Raw genomic sequence first — 17,132 nt, 5'->3', positions numbered from 1 at the left:
TAGGCGAAAGGGGACGGATTGATCAATCTCGGGCCGGCAGGTTCAGAGGTCGAAGGGTGGCCGCTTCTGCCTGCGGACTTAACCTGCCCACCTTCTCAAGTGGAGGTGGCCCCCTGGAGCGAATGAAGTTATTCGGCGCAGACCTTTACAAGGGCCGCCCAATAAAGGTGGCCTTGCCAATAATTAGTGCTGGTAGATTTTTGGCTTTGTGTGCGAGGAATTTCTCACGATCATTGTAAATGACGCAGCTTGTCAACTTACTGCCGAAGTCCGAGCTGTCAATCTCTAGAAATTGATCAGAACCTAAAACGGAGAGCATCCTGGGTTCTGCTCTAGGCCATCCGGGCATGGTGGCAAGCACGACGTCTCCCGGACGCGATTCCTCTTCTGGATCGATAAAAATCACGTCGCCTTCCTTCATGTGGCTGCACATCGCTCGAGCCATCATGCGATCTACTCCGACAGTGAAGGCCTCCTGGGACATCTGCAAGGGCGGCCAGAATAGATAGTCTATGGCCGATCTTTCAGCTGTCAGTGACGCAGACCAGGCTGCAATTGATTCCAGATCGAGATGCGGCAGTGCCGTTGAATGGCCCCCAATTGCTGAAGATCCCAGTCCACTTGTTATCCACTCCATGGACTCACCGAGTTCGTTGATAATCGAAAGCAGGAATCGAGACTTCGGGTCATCTTGTGACTCAATGTCTACTATCGTTTGCTGTGAGCAGCCAATCGCCGACGCAAGTTCCTTCTGCGTGAGTCCCTTTTTCTTCCTGGCGAGTTGTAAACGTTGGCCTATACCTTTCATGACTCCTCCCTTTGTTCAATATACCGGTAAAACACATAAATTATGTATTTATTGTCGTAAATTCAATATACAATGGTCATTGGCGGTATTATTTAGGTAGAAAATATATTTATCCGGTTATTTGGGGTTCTGTTGATAAGCTTGTTTTGGTCTGAATTCTGAATGTCGGCAAAAAAGGAGTTCTCGGAGGCAACTAGTCCAGGTAGTGACGGCTGCGTTCGGCTATGAGCAAACCTTTGAGGCGGGCGATCCGAAGATAAACTTCTGTGTCTGTGAAGGCGAGATCCGCAAAAGCCTGGTCACAGTTCGTCAGTCAGGTAACTCGTCTCCCGGTGCCACAATGGAGCTTGTATTTTGAGGCCTATCTCGGGCAACTCAGACCTCAGGCCGGGATGTAACTATTTGGTCGTCAACTGAAATTCCAATGCTGACTCCGGTCCATCATGGGGGCAATGGTGAAACGCCTGTTGAGCGAGTTTGTCGATGGACCTGGTTGTCCGGAGTCGGGATTCATGGTGGTCTGGCGGCTGGTTGAAAACAGCTGCCTATTTTGCTGGCTCTTGGCCCGGGATACCAGTCGTCGCTGCGGTCTGTCTGGCGGGCGGGAAACCGCCCGCCGGCGGAAAATCGAGCAAATAGTCCGCTGTTGCATCCAGGATTCGGTCAATGGTCGCCACGGCGCGACGAGCTGCGGGGGAAAAATTGACACCTGCGCTTGCCGCGTTGGACCATGGTTTCAGGCCAGAAACTGCAGCTTTTCAGCAGCCTCGCCGGTTTCAACCCAATTCTTTGAAGAGGAAAAAACGTGAAAAAAATGCCCGGATTAATCGCCATCCTGTTGCTGTCACTCGCTGCCACCGGCTGCGTGTATGTCGGTGGCGATGTGAGCGGAGACGAGGACTGGAAACAAACCCAGGACAAGAATCGCAATGCCATCAGCAGCCTGGACCTGGGCATGTCCTTCAACGCGGTGGTCGAGAGGATGGGCACGCCCGATGACTCGGAAGCGTTCACAGACAATGGCGATGAAGTGCGGGTGCTGTTCTATCGCACCCGTCACACCAACTCCGATGGGGAAACCACGCGCGATGAAACCACCCCGCTGGTATTCCGCAACGGCAAGCTGATCGGCTGGGGTGAGGAGGTTTACGGCGACCTGCGTTAGTCCACACATCGCGCGGGCCGGGTGATGTTACATGGCTGTAATTTTCACTCGAAAATTCCCGTGCTGCCCCGCCTGCTGGTATGATCGATACCGATAACAACAAACCACTGGCAGGTAGCAATGACCAGCGATATGCAAGCGCGGGCGACTGGCCCGCTGCCGATCACCCTCGAAGAAATCACCCCACAGTGGCTGACCCACGCCTTCCGGCAGAAATTTCCCGGTGTCTCGATCGAGCGCGCGGAAATTGTCGACATGATTCGCGGGACCTGTACAAAAATCCGCCTGCGCCTGGAGCCCGACCAGGCCGGTCGCGATGCGGGCATTCCCCCAACCGTCATTCTCAAGGGCGGTTTCGAGCCGCACAGCCGGGAGATGTGCCACATGCACCAGGTGGAGGCGCTGGCCTACGGCGAGGTGATTCCCGCCTATCCGCTACAGAGCCCCGAGTGTTATTTTGCCGGCTACGACGCCCAGCGCCGGCAGGGCATCGTCATCATAGAGGACCTCGTCGCCCGCGGTGTGCGCTTCTGCCACCCGCAGACGCCGCAGAGCTTTGTCGAGGTGGCGCGCCGGCTGAGCGCACTGGCGGCCTTCCACGCGCAGACCTGGGGTAGTCCGGAGCTGGAACCGGGCGGGCGCTGGGGCGATACCCACAACGTCATCGCCGCGTTCGCGCCCTACATGGGCCAGTTCTTCCGCGAGGATATCTGGCGCGGCTGGATCGAATCCCCACGCGGCGCGGCGGTCTCGGTGTGTTTTCACGATATGCACTGGATGCGCGAAACCCTGGATAAACTGGTGAGTTTTTCGGCGCCCTTGCCCCGCTGCCTGATCCACGGCGACACCCACCTGGGCAACCTGTACGTGGACCCGGACGGCACCCCGGGTTTCTTCGACCCGCAGACCCACCAGAGCCCGGCCATGTACGAAGTGGCCTACCATGTCGCGGGTGCACTGGACACGGCGGACCGCGCGCGCTGGGAGCGGCCGCTGGTGCAGCACTACCTGGTGGAACTGGCGCGTCACGGCGTGGCAGCGCCCGGCCTCGACGCGGCCATGCACCAGTACGCGGCCTACCTGGCGCTGGGCTACTGTATTTTCCTGGTCAACGCCAACGACTTCCAGACCGAAGCGGTCAACACTGCGTACACGGCGCGCTTCAGCGCGGCGATGCTGGACAACAATACCCTGGAGGTGCTTGCGGCGATTCCCGCGGGCTAGTTGCCGCTACTGTACGTAGCGATTGCGGATGTCGCCCACCAGCTGCGAGAGATTCTCCGCTTCGAGCAGGGCTTCCGTGGTCCAGCCGCCACGCCGTACCAGCAGGCGGTCCATCTCCGGCTCGGGGTAGTGGCCGACTTCCTCGCCCATGATGAAAAAATCCTGGCCGCTGACATGCGCGGTTTGCGGCAGGCACAGCAGCAGTACCAGCGCCGCCACCTGGCGTCCGTCGGGGGTAAAGGATTCGGGAAAGCTGAATTCCCGCACACCGTTGGAGGGAAAACCGCGGCGGGATGACTCCGCCGAGACTTCGACCAGTTCCGGCAGCAGAAGGTCGCTGACCAGGCTGACCGGGCGGATCATGTTGCAGCGCACGCCGTATTTGCCGAGGTCCCGCGCCACCGTACGGGTGAGGCCGAGGACGCCTTCCTTGGCCGCGGAATAATTGGCCACGCTCAGGTGGCCGAGCCCCGAGGTCGAACCGGTATTCACGATCACGCCGCCGCCCTGGGCGATGAAATGTGGCGCGGCGAAGCGGATGGTCGCCGCGTAGCATTTCAGGTTGACGGCGATGACCGCGTCCCAGTCCTCCTCGCTCATGCGCTCGATGGAAGCGGGCCGGTGAATCCCGGCGTTGTTGACCAGGATGTCGATGCGCCCGAAGGCGTCGATCGCCCTTTGCACAATTGCTTCGCCGGCCGCCCAGGAGTTGGCATCGGCGACCATGGGCACCGCCTCGCCGCCGATTTCGCGGATGGCGGCGACGGTTTCATCGGCGCTGTGTTTGCTGTTGACCACGACTCGCGCGCCGGCGCGGGCCAGCGCCAGGGCTTCCTCGCGGCCCATGTTGCGGCCCGCGCCGGTAACCACGGCGACCTTTCCCTGCAGGGGTTTGTGCATACGCTATACCTCGGCGGCTGGATGTCCGATAGGTGGCTGTCGTTATTCCGGCAGGGGAATGAACTCGTCTTCGTCGCCGGGGACCAGTGGGAAGCGACGCGCTTTCCAGTCGGCCTTGGCCTGCTCCAGGCGTTCCTTGCTGCTGGAGACAAAGTTCCATTCCATGAAACGTTTGCCGAAGGCTTCGCCGCCGATGACTGCAATGCGGCTGTCGCTCTGTGCGGTGATGACCACGCCGGGCTGCGCCGCGAATATCGCCATGGCGTATTTGCCGACCGGTGTGCCGCCGGCGGATACCGCGCCGTCGGCCACGTAGACCGCGCGCTCTGCGCTGTCTGGCAGGGTCAGGGACTGGCCCTGTTGCAGGTCGGCTTCGAGGTACAGGGTCTCGGCGAAGGTTTTCACCGGGGAGCTCAGGCCGTAGGCATTGCCGATCATCACCCGCACCGGTACGCCATCTATGTCGACTGTGGGTATATCCGCGGCGGGGTAGTGGTAAAAGGCCGGTTCAGTTTCCTCATCGGCCTCGGGCAGGGCCAGCCACAGTTGCAGACCGTGCAGGGTGTGCTCCTGTGCGGTGACCTCCGGGCGCTCGCGCTCGGAGTGGACAATGCCGCGCCCGGTCACCATCAGGTTGATGTCCCCCGGGCGGATCGGCTGGCAGCTGCCGAGGGAATCGCGGTGCAGGATCTCGCCCTCGAACAGGTAGGTCACGGTGGCGATGCCGATATGGGGGTGGGGGCGCACGTTGATGCCTTCACCCGCGGGGAAGACGGCCGGCCCCATGTGGTCGAAGAACACCCATGGGCCCACCATCCTGCGCTCCCGGACCGGCAGCGCGCGGCGTACGGAGAAACCGCCGAGGTCCTTGTCGTGGGGCCGGATGATCAGTTCAACCGCGTCGCAGCCGGCTTGTGTCTCGCAGTCCTGCTCGCATTCGCTCGAAAAGTTGCTCACTGCCTTCTCCTGTGAAACTGGCGATTCCGCAGGCGCCGGTTCCGCGAATGTCAGCGGATTCATGCCTGCCAGAGACTCTCACAGGATTGGTTAAGCTGCCCGGGTTTGCAAGCGCGGCGTGGTGCCCAATTCAGGCGGGAGGCACGAAACCCTGCAACTGCGGCCCGATCACGCCCTGGTGCAGCATGCGGGCCACCTCTTCGACCGGGCGCGGGTCGGCTTGCCGCAGCCACCAGGCGAGGAACTCGACAATCGCGCTCGCCGAGAGCGTGACTCGCAGGTCGATGGGCAGCGGCTCCTCCGGGGGATCGAACTCCCGGGTCAGCTGGCGGGAAATTTCCAGCAGCTGCTCTTTCATCGCCAGCGCCGCACCGCCGGTCAATAGTGTGGACCACAGGCTGCGGTGGTTTTCCACGTAGGTGCACAGGGTCAGGCAGGAGGCCGCGGCATCCTGTTCGGCCAGCACCGGCAGGGCCAGACCCACCAGTCGCTCCATCTCCTCGGCCGCCAGGTCATCCAGCAACGCTTCCTTGCTTTTGTAGTGGCGGTAAAAGGTTGCATGCCCGACGCCCGCTTCTGCGGCGATATGGCGAATCGAAATTTCGTCGAGCGCCTGGCTCTCGAGCAGGCGCAGCAGGGCGTTACACAGTGCATCCCGTGAGCGCAGCGCGCGGCTGTCCGTGCTTTGCAGTTCTTCCGTGAATCCCGGCGTTGCTTTCAAGGGGCTGGTTCCCGCTGCTGGTGTTTGGTTATGGCGCCAATCCTGTGAGCTGGTTCCGCGCCGCGTGCTTGACATTCTATGATACGTGGTGTCTCATAACAATATGTGATACACGGCGTATCACAAGCTATGCAGGCACCTCCGTCGCGGTGCGGGTCTGCCTGCGGTGATGGAATACCGCGATAACGTTAATGAAGGCTGGCCATGCAAAACTACGATCAGGTTGATTTGTTCACTGATACCTCCCTCATCGAGGATCCCTATTCCTATTTTGAATACCTGCGTTCACAGGGACCGGCGGTCTACCTGCCGAAGCACAATGTCTACGCGGTGACCGGCTTCCAGGATGGCTTGCCGGTATTCTCCAACCACGAGGTATTTTCCGCCGCGATCGCCGTGAACGGCCCGATTCCGCCGCTGCCTTTCACGCCCGAGGGCGACGATATCAGCGAACAGCTGGAGGCGGTGCGCGAGCAGTTGCCCTACGCAGGGATCATTATCACCGAGGACATGCCCCAGCACGCTAAAACCAAGTCGCTGATGATGGGCATGATCACCCCGGCGCGCCTGCAGGCGAACCACGCCTTCATGGGTACTCTCGCGGACAGGCTGATCGACGAGATCATCGACAAGGACAGCTTCGATGCAATCATGGATTTCGGCCAGCCCTTCGCCACCCTGGTGATCGCGGACCTGCTGGGTGTGCCGGAAGAGGATCACCCGAAATACCGGATACTGCGCTCCAACCTGCCGGGCATGATCGGGAACCAGGGCACGCCCCACGATCCGCTGGAGGAAATCGGCCTGTATTTCTGGGGCTATATCGAGGATCGCCGCGCCAATCCCCGCGACGATGTGCTGAGCCGCCTGGCCCAGGTCAAGTACAAGGACGGCAGCACCCCGGATATTCTCGAGGTGGTGAAAACCGCTACCTTCATGTTCGGCGCCGGTCAGCACACCACGGTGCTGTTGCTGGCCAGTGCCCTGCGCGTGCTGGCGGAAGACCAGGAACTGCAGCAGCGCCTGCGCGACGACCGCTCGCTCATCCCTGCGTTCGTCGAGGAAATGCTGCGACTCAACAGCCCGGTGAAGCTGGAGTACCGGCTGGTGAAAAAGACCACCGAAATTGGCGGCGTGGAGATCAAGGCCGGGGCAACCCTGCTGCTGATCCTCTCGGCCATGAACCGCGACCCCGAGGTTTTCGAGGATCCCCAGCAAGTCAAGCTGGACCGCAAGAACGGTTCGGACCACGTGGCTTTCGGTCGCGGCATGCACGCCTGCGCGGGCTCGCCGCTGGCGCGGGCAGAGGCGAAGATCGGCCTCGAGCGGCTGTTCGACCGCATCGCCAATATCGCCATCGACGAGGAAAAGCACGGGCCCGCCGGACAGCGCAAGTTCGATTACGAGCCGACCTACACCCTGCGTGGCCTGAAGGAACTGCACCTCAAAATCACCCCGGCCTGATTGCGGAGAGACTGGCGCAATGGTGAAAGTAACCTTTATCGAACCCGGCGGTACGCGGCGCGACGTCGACGTCGCGCCGGGTGGTTCGCTGATGGAAGCGGCGGTACTCAACGGCGTCAACGGGATCATCGCCGAGTGCGGTGGCAACTGTGCCTGCGGTACCTGCCGGGTGTTCGTCGATCCGGGGCAGCCGCAGCTGCCCCCGGCGCCGATCGAGCCAGAGGCCTCGATGCTGGAGTTTCTCGATGACAATGCGCAGACCCTGCGCCTGTCCTGCCAGGTCGAAATCACGCCGGCGCTGGACGGCCTGGTGGTGGAGGTCTCAGCGGAGCAGCGCTAGACCGCCGGATTTCGCCCCGGCGAATATCCGGCTATCCTGAGCGAGTGGCGCGGCAGGTGCCGCGCCGCTGACAGGAGACCACGCGATGCCCGAACGCAGCAGCACCAGCGCACTGATCCTCGGTGCCTTTATCCTCGCCGGACTCGCCTCCCTGGGTTACCTGGGGGGCAATGCCGCGCTGCAGGTCAAACAGCTCGAGCGCAGCGTGACGGTCAAGGGCTTGTCCGAACGCGAATACCCCGCGGATGTGGTGATCTGGCCGATCCAGTTTACCGCCGCCGGCAACGACCTCGGTGAACTGTACACGGCAATTGCCGACAGCGCGGAGAAAATCCGCGCCTTCCTGATCCTCAACGGCATCGCGCCGGAGGAAATCACCCTGGCCGCCCCGGCCATCACCGACAAATCCGCCCAGCAGTACGGCAATAACACTGGCGCCGAATTCCGCTATGTCGCCAACCAGTCGGTCACTGTGTATTCACAAAATATCGAGACGGTGCGCGGTGTCATGGGCGCGCTGTCCGACCTCGGCAAACAGGGCATCGCCTTCAGCGGGGAAAACTACATGGGGCAGACCGAGTACCTGTTCACCCGCCTGAATGACGTCAAGCCTGAAATGGTCGAGGAGGCTACCCGCAATGCGCGGGCGGTGGCGGAGAAATTTGCCGAGGATTCCGGCAGCCGCCTGGGCAAGATTCGCCAGGCCTCGCAGGGACAGTTCACGATCAGCGACCGGGACCGCAACAACCCGCACATCAAGAAGGTGAGGGTGGTGTCCACGGTGGAATATTATCTCGCGGACTAGTTGAATCCCCCGTCTGCCCGCAGTGAGACACGCGCCTCGCACATGAAACCGGCGAATTCTGTAGCTTGTGTAACATGCCGCTCGCTTGAGCAGTGCCGGCAATTCACCCATACTGCGGGCACCTCAACTTCCTGAATGTGGAGCACGATGCGCGCCCTTGCCAGCCTGATCATCATCACTCTGTTGCTGGTCACCGGCGGCGTGTCAGCGGCCGATGCGAACATGAAACCGAATATTGTCATCCTGGCCACCGGCGGCACCATTGCCGGCCGCGGCGAGTCCGGTACTCGGGCCAGCTACAACGCCGGTGAAGTCGGCGTCGAAACCCTGGTGGGCGCGGTACCGCAACTGGCGGAACTGGCCCGCGTGCGCGGCGAGCAGGTCGCCAATGTCGGCAGCCAGGACATGTCCGATGCCATCTGGTTGCAGCTCGCCGCGCGCGTGAATGCAGTGCTGGCCGAAGAGGACGTCGCCGGGGTGGTGATCACCCACGGCACCGATACCATCGAGGAGACCGCCTATTTCCTCAACCTCGTCGTGCATAGCAAAAAGCCCGTGGTGCTCACCGCGGCAATGCGCCCGGCCACGGCGCTCTCCGCCGACGGCCCCCTGAACATCTACAACGCGGTCGCGGTCGCCGCGGACCCGGAAGCGGCGGGGCGCGGTGTGCTGGTGGTGATCAACGACGACATTCACGGCGCCCGCGGCATGACCAAGACCAGCACCACCGATGTGCAGACCTTTATCTCCCCGGAGCGCGGCCTGATCGGCACCAGCCTCTACGGCGACAACCGTTATTTCCGCTATCCCTACAAACGCCATACCTATGAATCCACATTCGATGTGGCAGGGCGGACGGCCCTGCCGCGGGTGGATGTGCTGTACATGCATGCCGGGGTATCGCCGGAGCTGGTGAATGCTTCGGTGGCCAGCGGCGCGCAGGGCATCGTGATCGCCGGTGTCGGCAACGGCAACATGAACCGGGAAGTGAGGGCGGCGGTGAAGCAGGCCGTCGATGCCGGCGTCCGGGTGGTGCGCTCGACCCGTGTGACCCGCGGTTTCGTCGGTCGCAACGTGGAAACCGACGACGATGCCCTGGGCACGGTCGCTGCCGGCGAACTGAAACCGCCACAGGCGCGGGTGCTGCTGCAACTTGCCTTGCTGGAGGAGCGCGACGCCGCCTCGCTGCAGACCCTGTTCGAGCAGTACTGATTGCCATGGAAGTCCTGCCCGTCCTCTACCAGGACGATTACCTCGTCGCCGTGGACAAGCCCAGCGGCCTGCTGGTGCACCGCAGCCCGATCGACCGCCACGAAACCCGCTTCGCCCTGCAACTGGTGCGCGACCAGGTCGGCCGGCGGGTCTACCCGGTTCACCGCCTGGACAAGCCGACCTCCGGCGTGCTGCTGTTCGCCCTCGACCCGGAGACCGCCGCGGCCCTGTCCCGCCAGTTCGTCGAGCACAGCGTGGAAAAACACTACCTGGCGGTGGTGCGCGGTTTCTGCCCCGAGGCTGGCGTCATCGACCACGCCATCCAGGACAAGCCGGACAGTATCGCCGACCGTCGGCGCAGCCAGCCGCGGCCGGCCCAGGAGGCGCAGACCCGTTTTCGCTGCCTCGCCACGGTGGAACTGCCCCACGCAGTGGATCGCTACCCCCAGTCGCGCTACTCGCTGGTGCACCTGCAACCCCTGCAAGGCCGCCGTCACCAGTTGCGCCGGCACATGAAGCATATCGGCCACCCGATCATCGGCGACGCCAAGTACGGCAAGGGTGTGCACAACCGCTTTTTTCGCGACCAGTACCTCAGCGACCGCCTGTTGCTGGCCTGTACCGGTATGTCCCTGCGGCACCCGGTCAGCGGGGAACCGTTGCGGCTGGCCGCGGGGCTGGATGCAACCTTCACCCGCCTGATCCGTACCTTCGGCTGGGAGAACGCGGCGGGACAGCGACCGCTGCCTGAATTGCCTGCCTGAGCGCCCGGCTGGCGGTGGGATTTGCGCCACGCAGCCCGTATAATCGCCGGTCCTGAAAACCCAGTCCCGGACAGATTCCATGAGCACGGTTCGCACTCGCGTAGCACCTTCCCCCACCGGCGACCCCCACGTCGGTACGGCCTATATAGCGCTGTTCAACTACTGCTTCGCCAAGGCCCACGGCGGCGAGTTCCTGCTGCGCGTCGAGGATACCGACCAGGTGCGCAGCTCGCCGGAGTCCGAACAGGCGATTCTCGATTCCCTGCGCTGGCTCGGCCTGACCTGGGACGAAGGCCCCGACGTGGGCGGCCCCCACGGCCCCTACCGCCAGAGCGAGCGCATGGAACTCTACGGCGAATACGCGCGCCAGCTGGTGGAGGCGGGCAAGGCCTTCGTATGCTACCGCACTGCGGATGAACTGGAACAGCTGCGGGAGGCAAAGCGCGAGGCGGGCAGCAGTGCGGCGCTGAAGGCCTCCGACCTGGCACTGCCGCCGGAAGAAGTGGCCAAACGCGAAGCCGCCGGCGAACCCTATGTGATCCGCATGGTGGTGCCTGAAGAGGAGGGCGCCTGCGCCATCGACGACCTGCTGCGCGGTACCATCGAACTCGACTGGGGCATGGTGGACGCCCAGGTGCTGCTGAAATCCGACGGCATGCCCACCTACCATCTGGCCAACGTGGTCGACGACCACCTGATGGGCATCACCCACGTGATCCGCGGCGAGGAGTGGATCAACTCCGCGCCCAAGCACAAGCTGCTCTACGCCTACTTCGGCTGGGACATGCCGCAGCTGTGCCACCTGCCGCTGCTGCGCAACCCGGACAAGTCCAAGCTCAGCAAGCGCAAGAACCCCACCAGCATCCTTTACTACCAGCGTATGGGCTTCCTGCCCGAGGCGCTGCTCAACTACCTCGGCCGCATGGGCTGGTCCATGCCCGACGAGCGGGAAAAGTTTTCCCTGGAAGACATGCTGGCGGAGTTCGATATCAGCCGGGTTTCCCTCGGCGGGCCGATCTTCGACGTGGAGAAACTGCGCTGGCTGAACGGTATGTGGATTCGCGAGGACCTCGACGAAAACCAGCTCGCCGACCGCCTGCAGCACTGGGCCCTGAACCGCGACAACCTGCTGAAGGTGCTGCCGCACGCGCAAAAACGCATGGAAGTCCTCAGCGATTTTGCCCCGCTGGCGGCCTTCCTGGTGTCCGGCACCCTGCCGCTCACCGAGGCGGACTTCGACGGCATCAAGGGCGATCGCGAGGAACTGGTCAAGGGCATGCAGTTCGCCCTGTGGAAACTGGAAGCCCAGCGCCACTGGAGCCGCGACAACGTCTGGAACGACCTCAAGGGGCTGGCCGACGCCACCGGCGTGAAAGTGAAGGACTTCCTGGCGCCGCTGTTCATCTCCATTTCCGGCAGCAGCGCCTCCTTTTCCGTGGTCGACGCCATGGAACTGCTCGGCCCGGATATGAGCCGCGCCCGCCTGCGCCACGCCATCGAGGTACTGGGCGGTGTTTCCAAGAAGGCCGCCAAGCGGCTGGAAAAGGAATACGCGGCGCTCTGATCACGCCGCGCCAGTAACACTCCCGTGATTGCGATGCCGGAAGTCATCCACCTCATCGACCTCGTGGCCACGGGTGTGTTCGCCATCAGCGGCGCGCTCGCCGCCGCGGAGCGCCGCCACGACATCCTCAGTTTCATCCTCTTCGGTACCATCACCGGTATCGGCGGGGGAACCGCCCGGGACCTGCTGCTGGGGACGGAGAACGTGTTCTGGATCGCCGAGACGGCCTACCTGTGGATCTGTTTCGGCGCCGCGGTCGCCACCTGGTTCCTGGCGCCGCTGTTCCGTTCCCTGCACCGGCTGTTGCTCTGGGCCGACGCCATCGGCATGGCCCTGTTCAGCGTGCTGGGTGCAGTGAAAGCGGTGGCGCTCGGCGCGCCGCCGGTCGTCTGCGTGGTGATGGGGGTGATGACAGCGACATTCGGCTCGATGATCCGCGATACCCTGCTGAACCAGGAGCCGGTGCTGCTGGGGCCTGAAATCTACGTTACCGCGGCCCTGCTGGGTGCGGCATCCTATACACTGCTGGCCAGTTACCCTGCGACGGTTCTGTACGCATTACCGGTGGCGATCCTGGCCGCGTTCTGCCTGCGTGCCTGCGCCATTATTTTCGACCTGCGCCTGCCCAAGTACGGGGAAAAGAACGCCGCAAACTGATTGCGGCGTTGCCCGCTCAGTGGTGATGATGCCCGCCGGGACCGTGGGCGTGGCCGTGGGAGAGTTCTTCCGGAGTAGCAGCGCGCACGTCCACGATCTCGATATCGAAGCTCAGGTCCTCGCCCGCCAGCGGGTGGTTGGTGTCGATATCCGCGCTGTGCCGACCGGCCTTGATGACGGTGACCGGCATCTGTCCCTGGCTGGTGTTCAGCGCGACACTCATGCCCGCTTTCAGTTTGCCCTTGAATACCAGGTGCTTTACCGGCACGCGCTGCTGGCGCTCGGGGTCGCGCTCGCCGTAGGCGTCGGCAGCGGCGAGTTCCGCGGTGAAGGAGTCGCCCGCGGCCTTGCCTTCCATGACCTTTTCCAGCCCGGGAATGATGTTGTCCGCCGCGTGCAGGTAGGCGGTGGGCTCGCCGTCACGGGAGGTTTCGAGTTCCTCGCCCGCGGCGTTGCGCAGGGTGTAGTGGAAGGTGACGACTGATTCGGGACCGATGTTCATGGGCGATTCTCTGGGCGATTTTCTGTGCGATAGTACGCGGAGGCGGTATGATACCCGGGAGGTTGGCGCAGACAAGCCCTTCGGGGTGCGGAATCGTGCGACAATGCCTTGACAGGGCATCGGCGGCTCACTAAAATGCGCACCTCTTCGTTGAGATTGCGCTGGAAAAATTCCGCAAGATCAACAGCTTAGAAAGTTTTGGGGCTATAGCTCAGCTGGGAGAGCGCAACACTGGCAGTGTTGAGGTCTGCGGTTCGATCCCGCATAGCTCCACCAATCAAAAACCCTCGTTCCGCAAGGATCGAGGGTTTTTTTATGCCGCCAGGCGAACCGCAGACCATGTCTGCGCCGGGGGGCCGGCCCGTTCGATTCCGCATAGCTCCACCAAACAAAACCCTCGGTCCGATAGGATCGAGGGTTTTTTTATGCCGCCGGGCGAACCGCAGACCATGTCTGCGCCGGGGGGCCGGCCCGTTCGATCCCTCATAGTTCCATTAAGCAAATCAAAGACCTGGGCGATTTTCAGTCCCCAGGCCTCGATGTCTACTAGACGTGAGGCCGTCGTTCTTTCACCGAGTTACATTGTATTGATAAAACTGTCCTTACTCGCTTGGTTGTGTATCGTGCTACGAGTAAGTCTTATTCACTCGGCATCCTCTCCAATGCCAAGGAATGATGGATTTCATATAGTCGGGGACGCTCAGTGGGATAGTCCGCTACCACCAAATTCGCTTGGCAAATCCAGAAAATTGGCAGAGAGACGGCTATGTCCACTATCTGATCTTCACTCGTATTGTAATCCTTCAAGGGCTTAAACCAACCATGCAGACCACTAAGGGTCACGGTAAATACACCTCAAGTATGAATTGCGTCTACCACCAGGGGTGTTTATCGCCCGAGTGCCACATCTAGTGCAGTATGGTCGAACTTCCTTGAGGCCTCCCGGCTGAATCCAGCCTGGATGATCCTTCGCCGTAGCTATCAGTACCAAGATGTACCTGCCTGGTAGTCTAGGCGCCATCCGTTCGGATGTGGCCTATTGGGAGGCGTTATATGCGTTACTTGTGCCGTCTTGAAACTGGCTCTCGCGGTTCTTCAAGTGGTCGAAGTCGTCGAAGAATTGCGGGCGGGTTGTTCCGAGGATTCGATCCCAAATGGTGGTAAATCCACCATAGTTGAACTTTACGTATTGGTGGTGCTGGTCATGAAACATTGGCGTAATGAACCAACTCGTCATTGGATTGCGATACCACCAGCCAGGCATGAATTCATAGCCACAGTGCACATATAGTCCCATCAGGGTGGCAAAAGGGATAATAAATACCATGGTCGTTTCATGAACAGTAAAGCAGGCGAGGAATATCGGAATAATCAGGCCTTCGGCAATACCTTCCAGCGGATTCATCGACGAGGAGCTTAGGGGATTGGGAGCAATGGACTTGTGGTGTACGCGATGAGTCCAGGAGTACAGCGGCTCGATGTGCATGGTACGGTGAGCAATGTAGAAGTAGAGGTCGAACACAAAGAAATACAGTAAAAATTCACCCAGTACAATGTACCAGCTTGCAGGCTCTGGGTTGGTCTCCAACCAGCCGGCCCGGACGAGCAAGCCAGAGACTTGACTGAGCACAATAGTGGTGCAGGCCAGGTTCAGTGCAGACCACTTCAGTTCATGGCGGAGGGTTTGCCACATGAATCGACGTTGCTGGATTTTCCGCACACCGGCAATGATCCGCGAAAGACCGAGCATGGTCATGGCGACGACAAACACCAGAATCCAGGTGGTAACGATGGCGTTGCCAGTGTAGATAAATGTGTCGAATAGCATTTCCAGCATGGAACGTTCCTGGTCGCTTTTCAGGGCCCGGTCGCGAGTTCAGGCGGGCGGGTAGTTTTGGGCGGCATCACAGGTTTTGCGACTGTCTACTGACGGTAATTTGATGGCATGATAATGTTTCGTCATTTTGTTAGCAAGGGTGGTAAATCCAATAGCGGACACCAGTCGTGAACGATCCGATCCTGGATTGGCTATTGACCTGCGCTCGGCGGTACACTGTCAGCAGGCAATGGATGTATAGCCATTTTAGTAAGTAGAAAGTCACAACAGGGGAAATTGAATGACGTCCACCAGAAGGATGGGGTCTGTTGATTCGGAAATGGGCGAGAGCATGCTCAATGCTGCTGAGGAAATTCTCAAGGACGAGGGTTACGCAGCCCTGACATCACGTCGGGTTGCCGAATATTCAGGCGTTAAGCAAAGGCTGGTCTACTATTACTTTCGCACTATGGAAGATCTGCAGGTGGAAACGTTCAAACGCCTCTCTATTCGCGAATTGGCTCGCTTGCGCGATGCACTTGCATCCGAGCGCCCCTTGCACGAGGTCTGGGATATATGCGTCAACTCTAGCGATGCCCGCCTGATTTCCGAATTCATGGCGTTGGCAAATCGCAATGAAGGCGTTCGTGGTGAGGTAATCACGTTTATAGAGGAGTCTCGCAAGATCCAGGTCTCGGCACTGCGCAAGGCCATGGTGAAAAATGGCTCACTCGACCAGGGGCTGCCTCCAGATGTGATCGCCTTCATCGGTACAAGTCTGGCTCTCGCCTTGAATCGTGAGTCCTCGATTGGTGTGAGCAAGGGCCATCCTGCAGTCAAAAAGACAATCAAGGAGTTTTTCGAGTCACTCGAAGTGTGAGGTGACCCATACTCCGCATATATTATATCGCGGGCCTCCATGCGTGAACGGTGGTATCGTCCCGGTGATCACACTTTCAGGAAAGTGACAATAATATTGGAGTAGATTTCTCCCGGCATTTGCATGCTAGTACTCTTCCTCGGATTTCACACGTCTACCCGGCATTAACCCAGGATTATCAGAAGTTCATCGACAGAGCGTTTGTCAGAATCTCTGGCAAATGCATCGTCTCGATATACAGTTTCTCATGTTGGTAGGCGTTTAATTGAGTCCTAAGCGGCTCAGTTACCGCGAGCTCTGCGCACTCGACAGCAAGCTCAGGCTTGACAGTTTCCAAGCCTTGCTGTCAAACTGACGAACATCTGTCTCAGCCCCGATTCGAGACTAATTCTAATCAACGCTTCCGCAAGCGAGCCCCCTGGGGGCTGCGTGTAGACGGAAGCATCGGAGGCACTATGCATCAACTAGCAGTTGGCCAATTCCAGCAGCTTGCAGCTGGCATCTATCTTGAAGGTCTCGCCGTTGATCAACAGCGCGATATGGTCTGGTACAGCGATGTCGTGGGCGGCGGTCTGTATGGCATCAGGCCAAACGGCGGTATCGAAACGCTCAATCCCGGACGGATGTGGACGGGCGGTGTGATGATGAATCACGACGGTTCTGTGTTGTCTTCAGGTCAGGGCGGGATCATGTGGAACAATCCGGACAGCGGAAAATCAGGCTGGTTGATTAACGAGATCAATGGCTCACCTGTCAACGGCATCAACGAGATGGTTCCGGATGGGAGCGGTGGAATCTTTTTCGGTACCGTAGACATCGACATGGTCATCGAGGGGGCAACGCCCCGTCCCACCAATCTTTACAGGCTGACCGCCGATCGCGAAGTGATTCTGTTGGCGGAAGGCATCGGTTTCACCAACGGCATCATGTTCGATTCATCACGCAAGACGTTCTACTGTAACGATACCTTTAATCGCACCTGGGCCTTTGATGTCACCGAGGACCTGACCCTGACTAACAAGCGGCCCTTCTTCGAGCGCGACGACGTCGATGGCATGGCGCTGGATGCCGACGGCAATGTCTGGATTACCGGGTTCCAGCACGGGGTACTTACCCGGGTGAGCCCGGATGGTGCGCTGCTGGATCCCGTGGAAACTCCCGGGGAGGCAATCACCCAGGTTCGCTTCGGCGGCAGCGACGCGTGCGATTTCTACATCAACTGCGTACCCATCGACGGCGGCGAGAGCCTGAAGAACGGCGAGACACTGACCGAGCATCGCTCCTTCCTTTACCGCGGGCGCTCCGAATCTCCTGGCAGGGTGATGGAGCCGGCCCGGTTTACCATCGGCTGAT

General features: G+C 60.5%; 17 protein-coding genes and 1 tRNA gene. 12 read left to right on the top strand and 6 right to left on the bottom strand.

Going from position 1 to position 17,132, the window contains the following annotated elements; translation table 11 throughout:
- Positions 1 to 145: 145 nt before the first annotated feature.
- Positions 146 to 808: a helix-turn-helix domain-containing protein gene (locus ACNKU3_RS07760; protein ID WP_418258849.1), complete on the bottom strand. Its 663-nt coding sequence runs from the start codon at positions 806 to 808 to the stop codon at positions 146 to 148.
- An 814-nt stretch (positions 809 to 1,622) separates the two neighbouring features.
- On the opposite strand from ACNKU3_RS07760, the gene ACNKU3_RS07755 reads away from it, so the two are divergent.
- Positions 1,623 to 1,973, top strand: a complete 351-nt coding sequence (locus ACNKU3_RS07755; RefSeq protein ID WP_418259032.1) for a DUF3192 domain-containing protein — start codon at positions 1,623 to 1,625, stop codon at positions 1,971 to 1,973.
- Positions 1,974 to 2,093: 120 nt separating this feature from the next.
- Positions 2,094 to 3,197 (top strand): phosphotransferase, encoded by a 1,104-nt coding sequence (locus tag ACNKU3_RS07750; protein WP_418258848.1) that lies wholly within the window; start codon positions 2,094 to 2,096, stop codon positions 3,195 to 3,197.
- Between the two features lie 6 nt (positions 3,198 to 3,203).
- Here ACNKU3_RS07750 and ACNKU3_RS07745 read toward each other — a convergent pair whose 3' ends face one another.
- The 3 genes from ACNKU3_RS07745 to ACNKU3_RS07735 all read right to left on the bottom strand — a co-directional run bounded on the left by ACNKU3_RS07745 (position 3,204) and on the right by ACNKU3_RS07735 (position 5,775).
- Positions 3,204 to 4,097 carry an SDR family NAD(P)-dependent oxidoreductase gene (locus tag ACNKU3_RS07745; protein ID WP_418258847.1) on the bottom strand — a complete coding sequence of 298 codons (894 nt, stop codon included), beginning with the start codon at positions 4,095 to 4,097 and terminating at the stop codon, positions 3,204 to 3,206.
- A 42-nt stretch (positions 4,098 to 4,139) separates the two neighbouring features.
- Positions 4,140 to 5,054: a pirin family protein gene (locus ACNKU3_RS07740; protein WP_418258846.1), complete on the bottom strand. Its 915-nt coding sequence runs from the start codon at positions 5,052 to 5,054 to the stop codon at positions 4,140 to 4,142.
- Between the two features lie 130 nt (positions 5,055 to 5,184).
- A complete protein-coding gene (locus tag ACNKU3_RS07735) occupies positions 5,185 to 5,775 on the bottom strand; it encodes a TetR/AcrR family transcriptional regulator (protein WP_418258845.1) in 591 nt (196 codons plus the stop codon).
- A 204-nt stretch (positions 5,776 to 5,979) separates the two neighbouring features.
- Here ACNKU3_RS07735 and ACNKU3_RS07730 point away from each other — a divergent pair, with 204 nt between their 5' ends.
- The 7 genes from ACNKU3_RS07730 (at position 5,980) to ACNKU3_RS07700 (ending at position 12,581) form a co-directional block, all read left to right on the top strand.
- Complete coding sequence (locus tag ACNKU3_RS07730; protein ID WP_418258844.1) at positions 5,980 to 7,239, top strand: cytochrome P450; 1,260 nt, start codon at positions 5,980 to 5,982, stop codon at positions 7,237 to 7,239.
- Between the two features lie 19 nt (positions 7,240 to 7,258).
- Positions 7,259 to 7,579, top strand: a complete 321-nt coding sequence (locus ACNKU3_RS07725) for a 2Fe-2S iron-sulfur cluster-binding protein (RefSeq protein WP_418258843.1) — start codon at positions 7,259 to 7,261, stop codon at positions 7,577 to 7,579.
- Positions 7,580 to 7,664: 85 nt separating this feature from the next.
- On the top strand, positions 7,665 to 8,384 hold the full coding sequence (locus ACNKU3_RS07720) for an SIMPL domain-containing protein (protein ID WP_418258842.1): 720 nt from the start codon (positions 7,665 to 7,667) through the stop codon (positions 8,382 to 8,384).
- A 147-nt stretch (positions 8,385 to 8,531) separates the two neighbouring features.
- On the top strand, positions 8,532 to 9,596 hold the full coding sequence (locus ACNKU3_RS07715; protein WP_418258841.1) for a type II asparaginase: 1,065 nt from the start codon (positions 8,532 to 8,534) through the stop codon (positions 9,594 to 9,596).
- Between the two features lie 5 nt (positions 9,597 to 9,601).
- Positions 9,602 to 10,360, top strand: coding sequence for a tRNA pseudouridine(65) synthase TruC (locus ACNKU3_RS07710; RefSeq protein ID WP_418258840.1), 759 nt, complete (start codon positions 9,602 to 9,604; stop codon positions 10,358 to 10,360).
- A 79-nt stretch (positions 10,361 to 10,439) separates the two neighbouring features.
- The gene (gltX, locus tag ACNKU3_RS07705) at positions 10,440 to 11,924 is read left to right on the top strand and encodes a glutamate--tRNA ligase (RefSeq protein ID WP_418258839.1); all 1,485 of its coding nucleotides are present in this window, start codon (positions 10,440 to 10,442) and stop codon (positions 11,922 to 11,924) included.
- Positions 11,925 to 11,957: 33 nt separating this feature from the next.
- Positions 11,958 to 12,581, top strand: coding sequence for a trimeric intracellular cation channel family protein (locus tag ACNKU3_RS07700; RefSeq protein WP_418259031.1), 624 nt, complete (start codon positions 11,958 to 11,960; stop codon positions 12,579 to 12,581).
- 16 nt (positions 12,582 to 12,597) lie between these two features.
- Here ACNKU3_RS07700 and ACNKU3_RS07695 read toward each other — a convergent pair whose 3' ends face one another.
- The gene (locus ACNKU3_RS07695; RefSeq protein WP_418258838.1) at positions 12,598 to 13,083 is read right to left on the bottom strand and encodes an FKBP-type peptidyl-prolyl cis-trans isomerase; all 486 of its coding nucleotides are present in this window, start codon (positions 13,081 to 13,083) and stop codon (positions 12,598 to 12,600) included.
- A gap of 200 nt (positions 13,084 to 13,283) precedes the next feature.
- On the opposite strand from ACNKU3_RS07695, the gene ACNKU3_RS07690 reads away from it, so the two are divergent.
- Positions 13,284 to 13,359: transfer RNA gene (locus ACNKU3_RS07690), tRNA-Ala, on the top strand.
- A gap of 760 nt (positions 13,360 to 14,119) precedes the next feature.
- Here ACNKU3_RS07690 and ACNKU3_RS07685 read toward each other — a convergent pair.
- Positions 14,120 to 14,920, bottom strand: a complete 801-nt coding sequence (locus tag ACNKU3_RS07685; protein ID WP_418258837.1) for a sterol desaturase family protein — start codon at positions 14,918 to 14,920, stop codon at positions 14,120 to 14,122.
- Between the two features lie 280 nt (positions 14,921 to 15,200).
- On the opposite strand from ACNKU3_RS07685, the gene ACNKU3_RS07680 reads away from it, so the two are divergent.
- A complete protein-coding gene (locus tag ACNKU3_RS07680) occupies positions 15,201 to 15,779 on the top strand; it encodes a TetR/AcrR family transcriptional regulator (RefSeq protein ID WP_418258836.1) in 579 nt (192 codons plus the stop codon).
- A gap of 455 nt (positions 15,780 to 16,234) precedes the next feature.
- Positions 16,235 to 17,131, top strand: coding sequence for an SMP-30/gluconolactonase/LRE family protein (locus ACNKU3_RS07675; protein ID WP_418258835.1), 897 nt, complete (start codon positions 16,235 to 16,237; stop codon positions 17,129 to 17,131).
- The last annotated feature ends 1 nt before the right edge of the window (position 17,132 follow it).

It is taken from the genome of Haliea sp. E17 (genome assembly GCF_048323675.1).
GTDB lineage: Bacteria > Pseudomonadota > Gammaproteobacteria > Pseudomonadales > Halieaceae > Mangrovimicrobium.
This window is presented reverse-complemented; position numbering and strand designations above follow the sequence as displayed.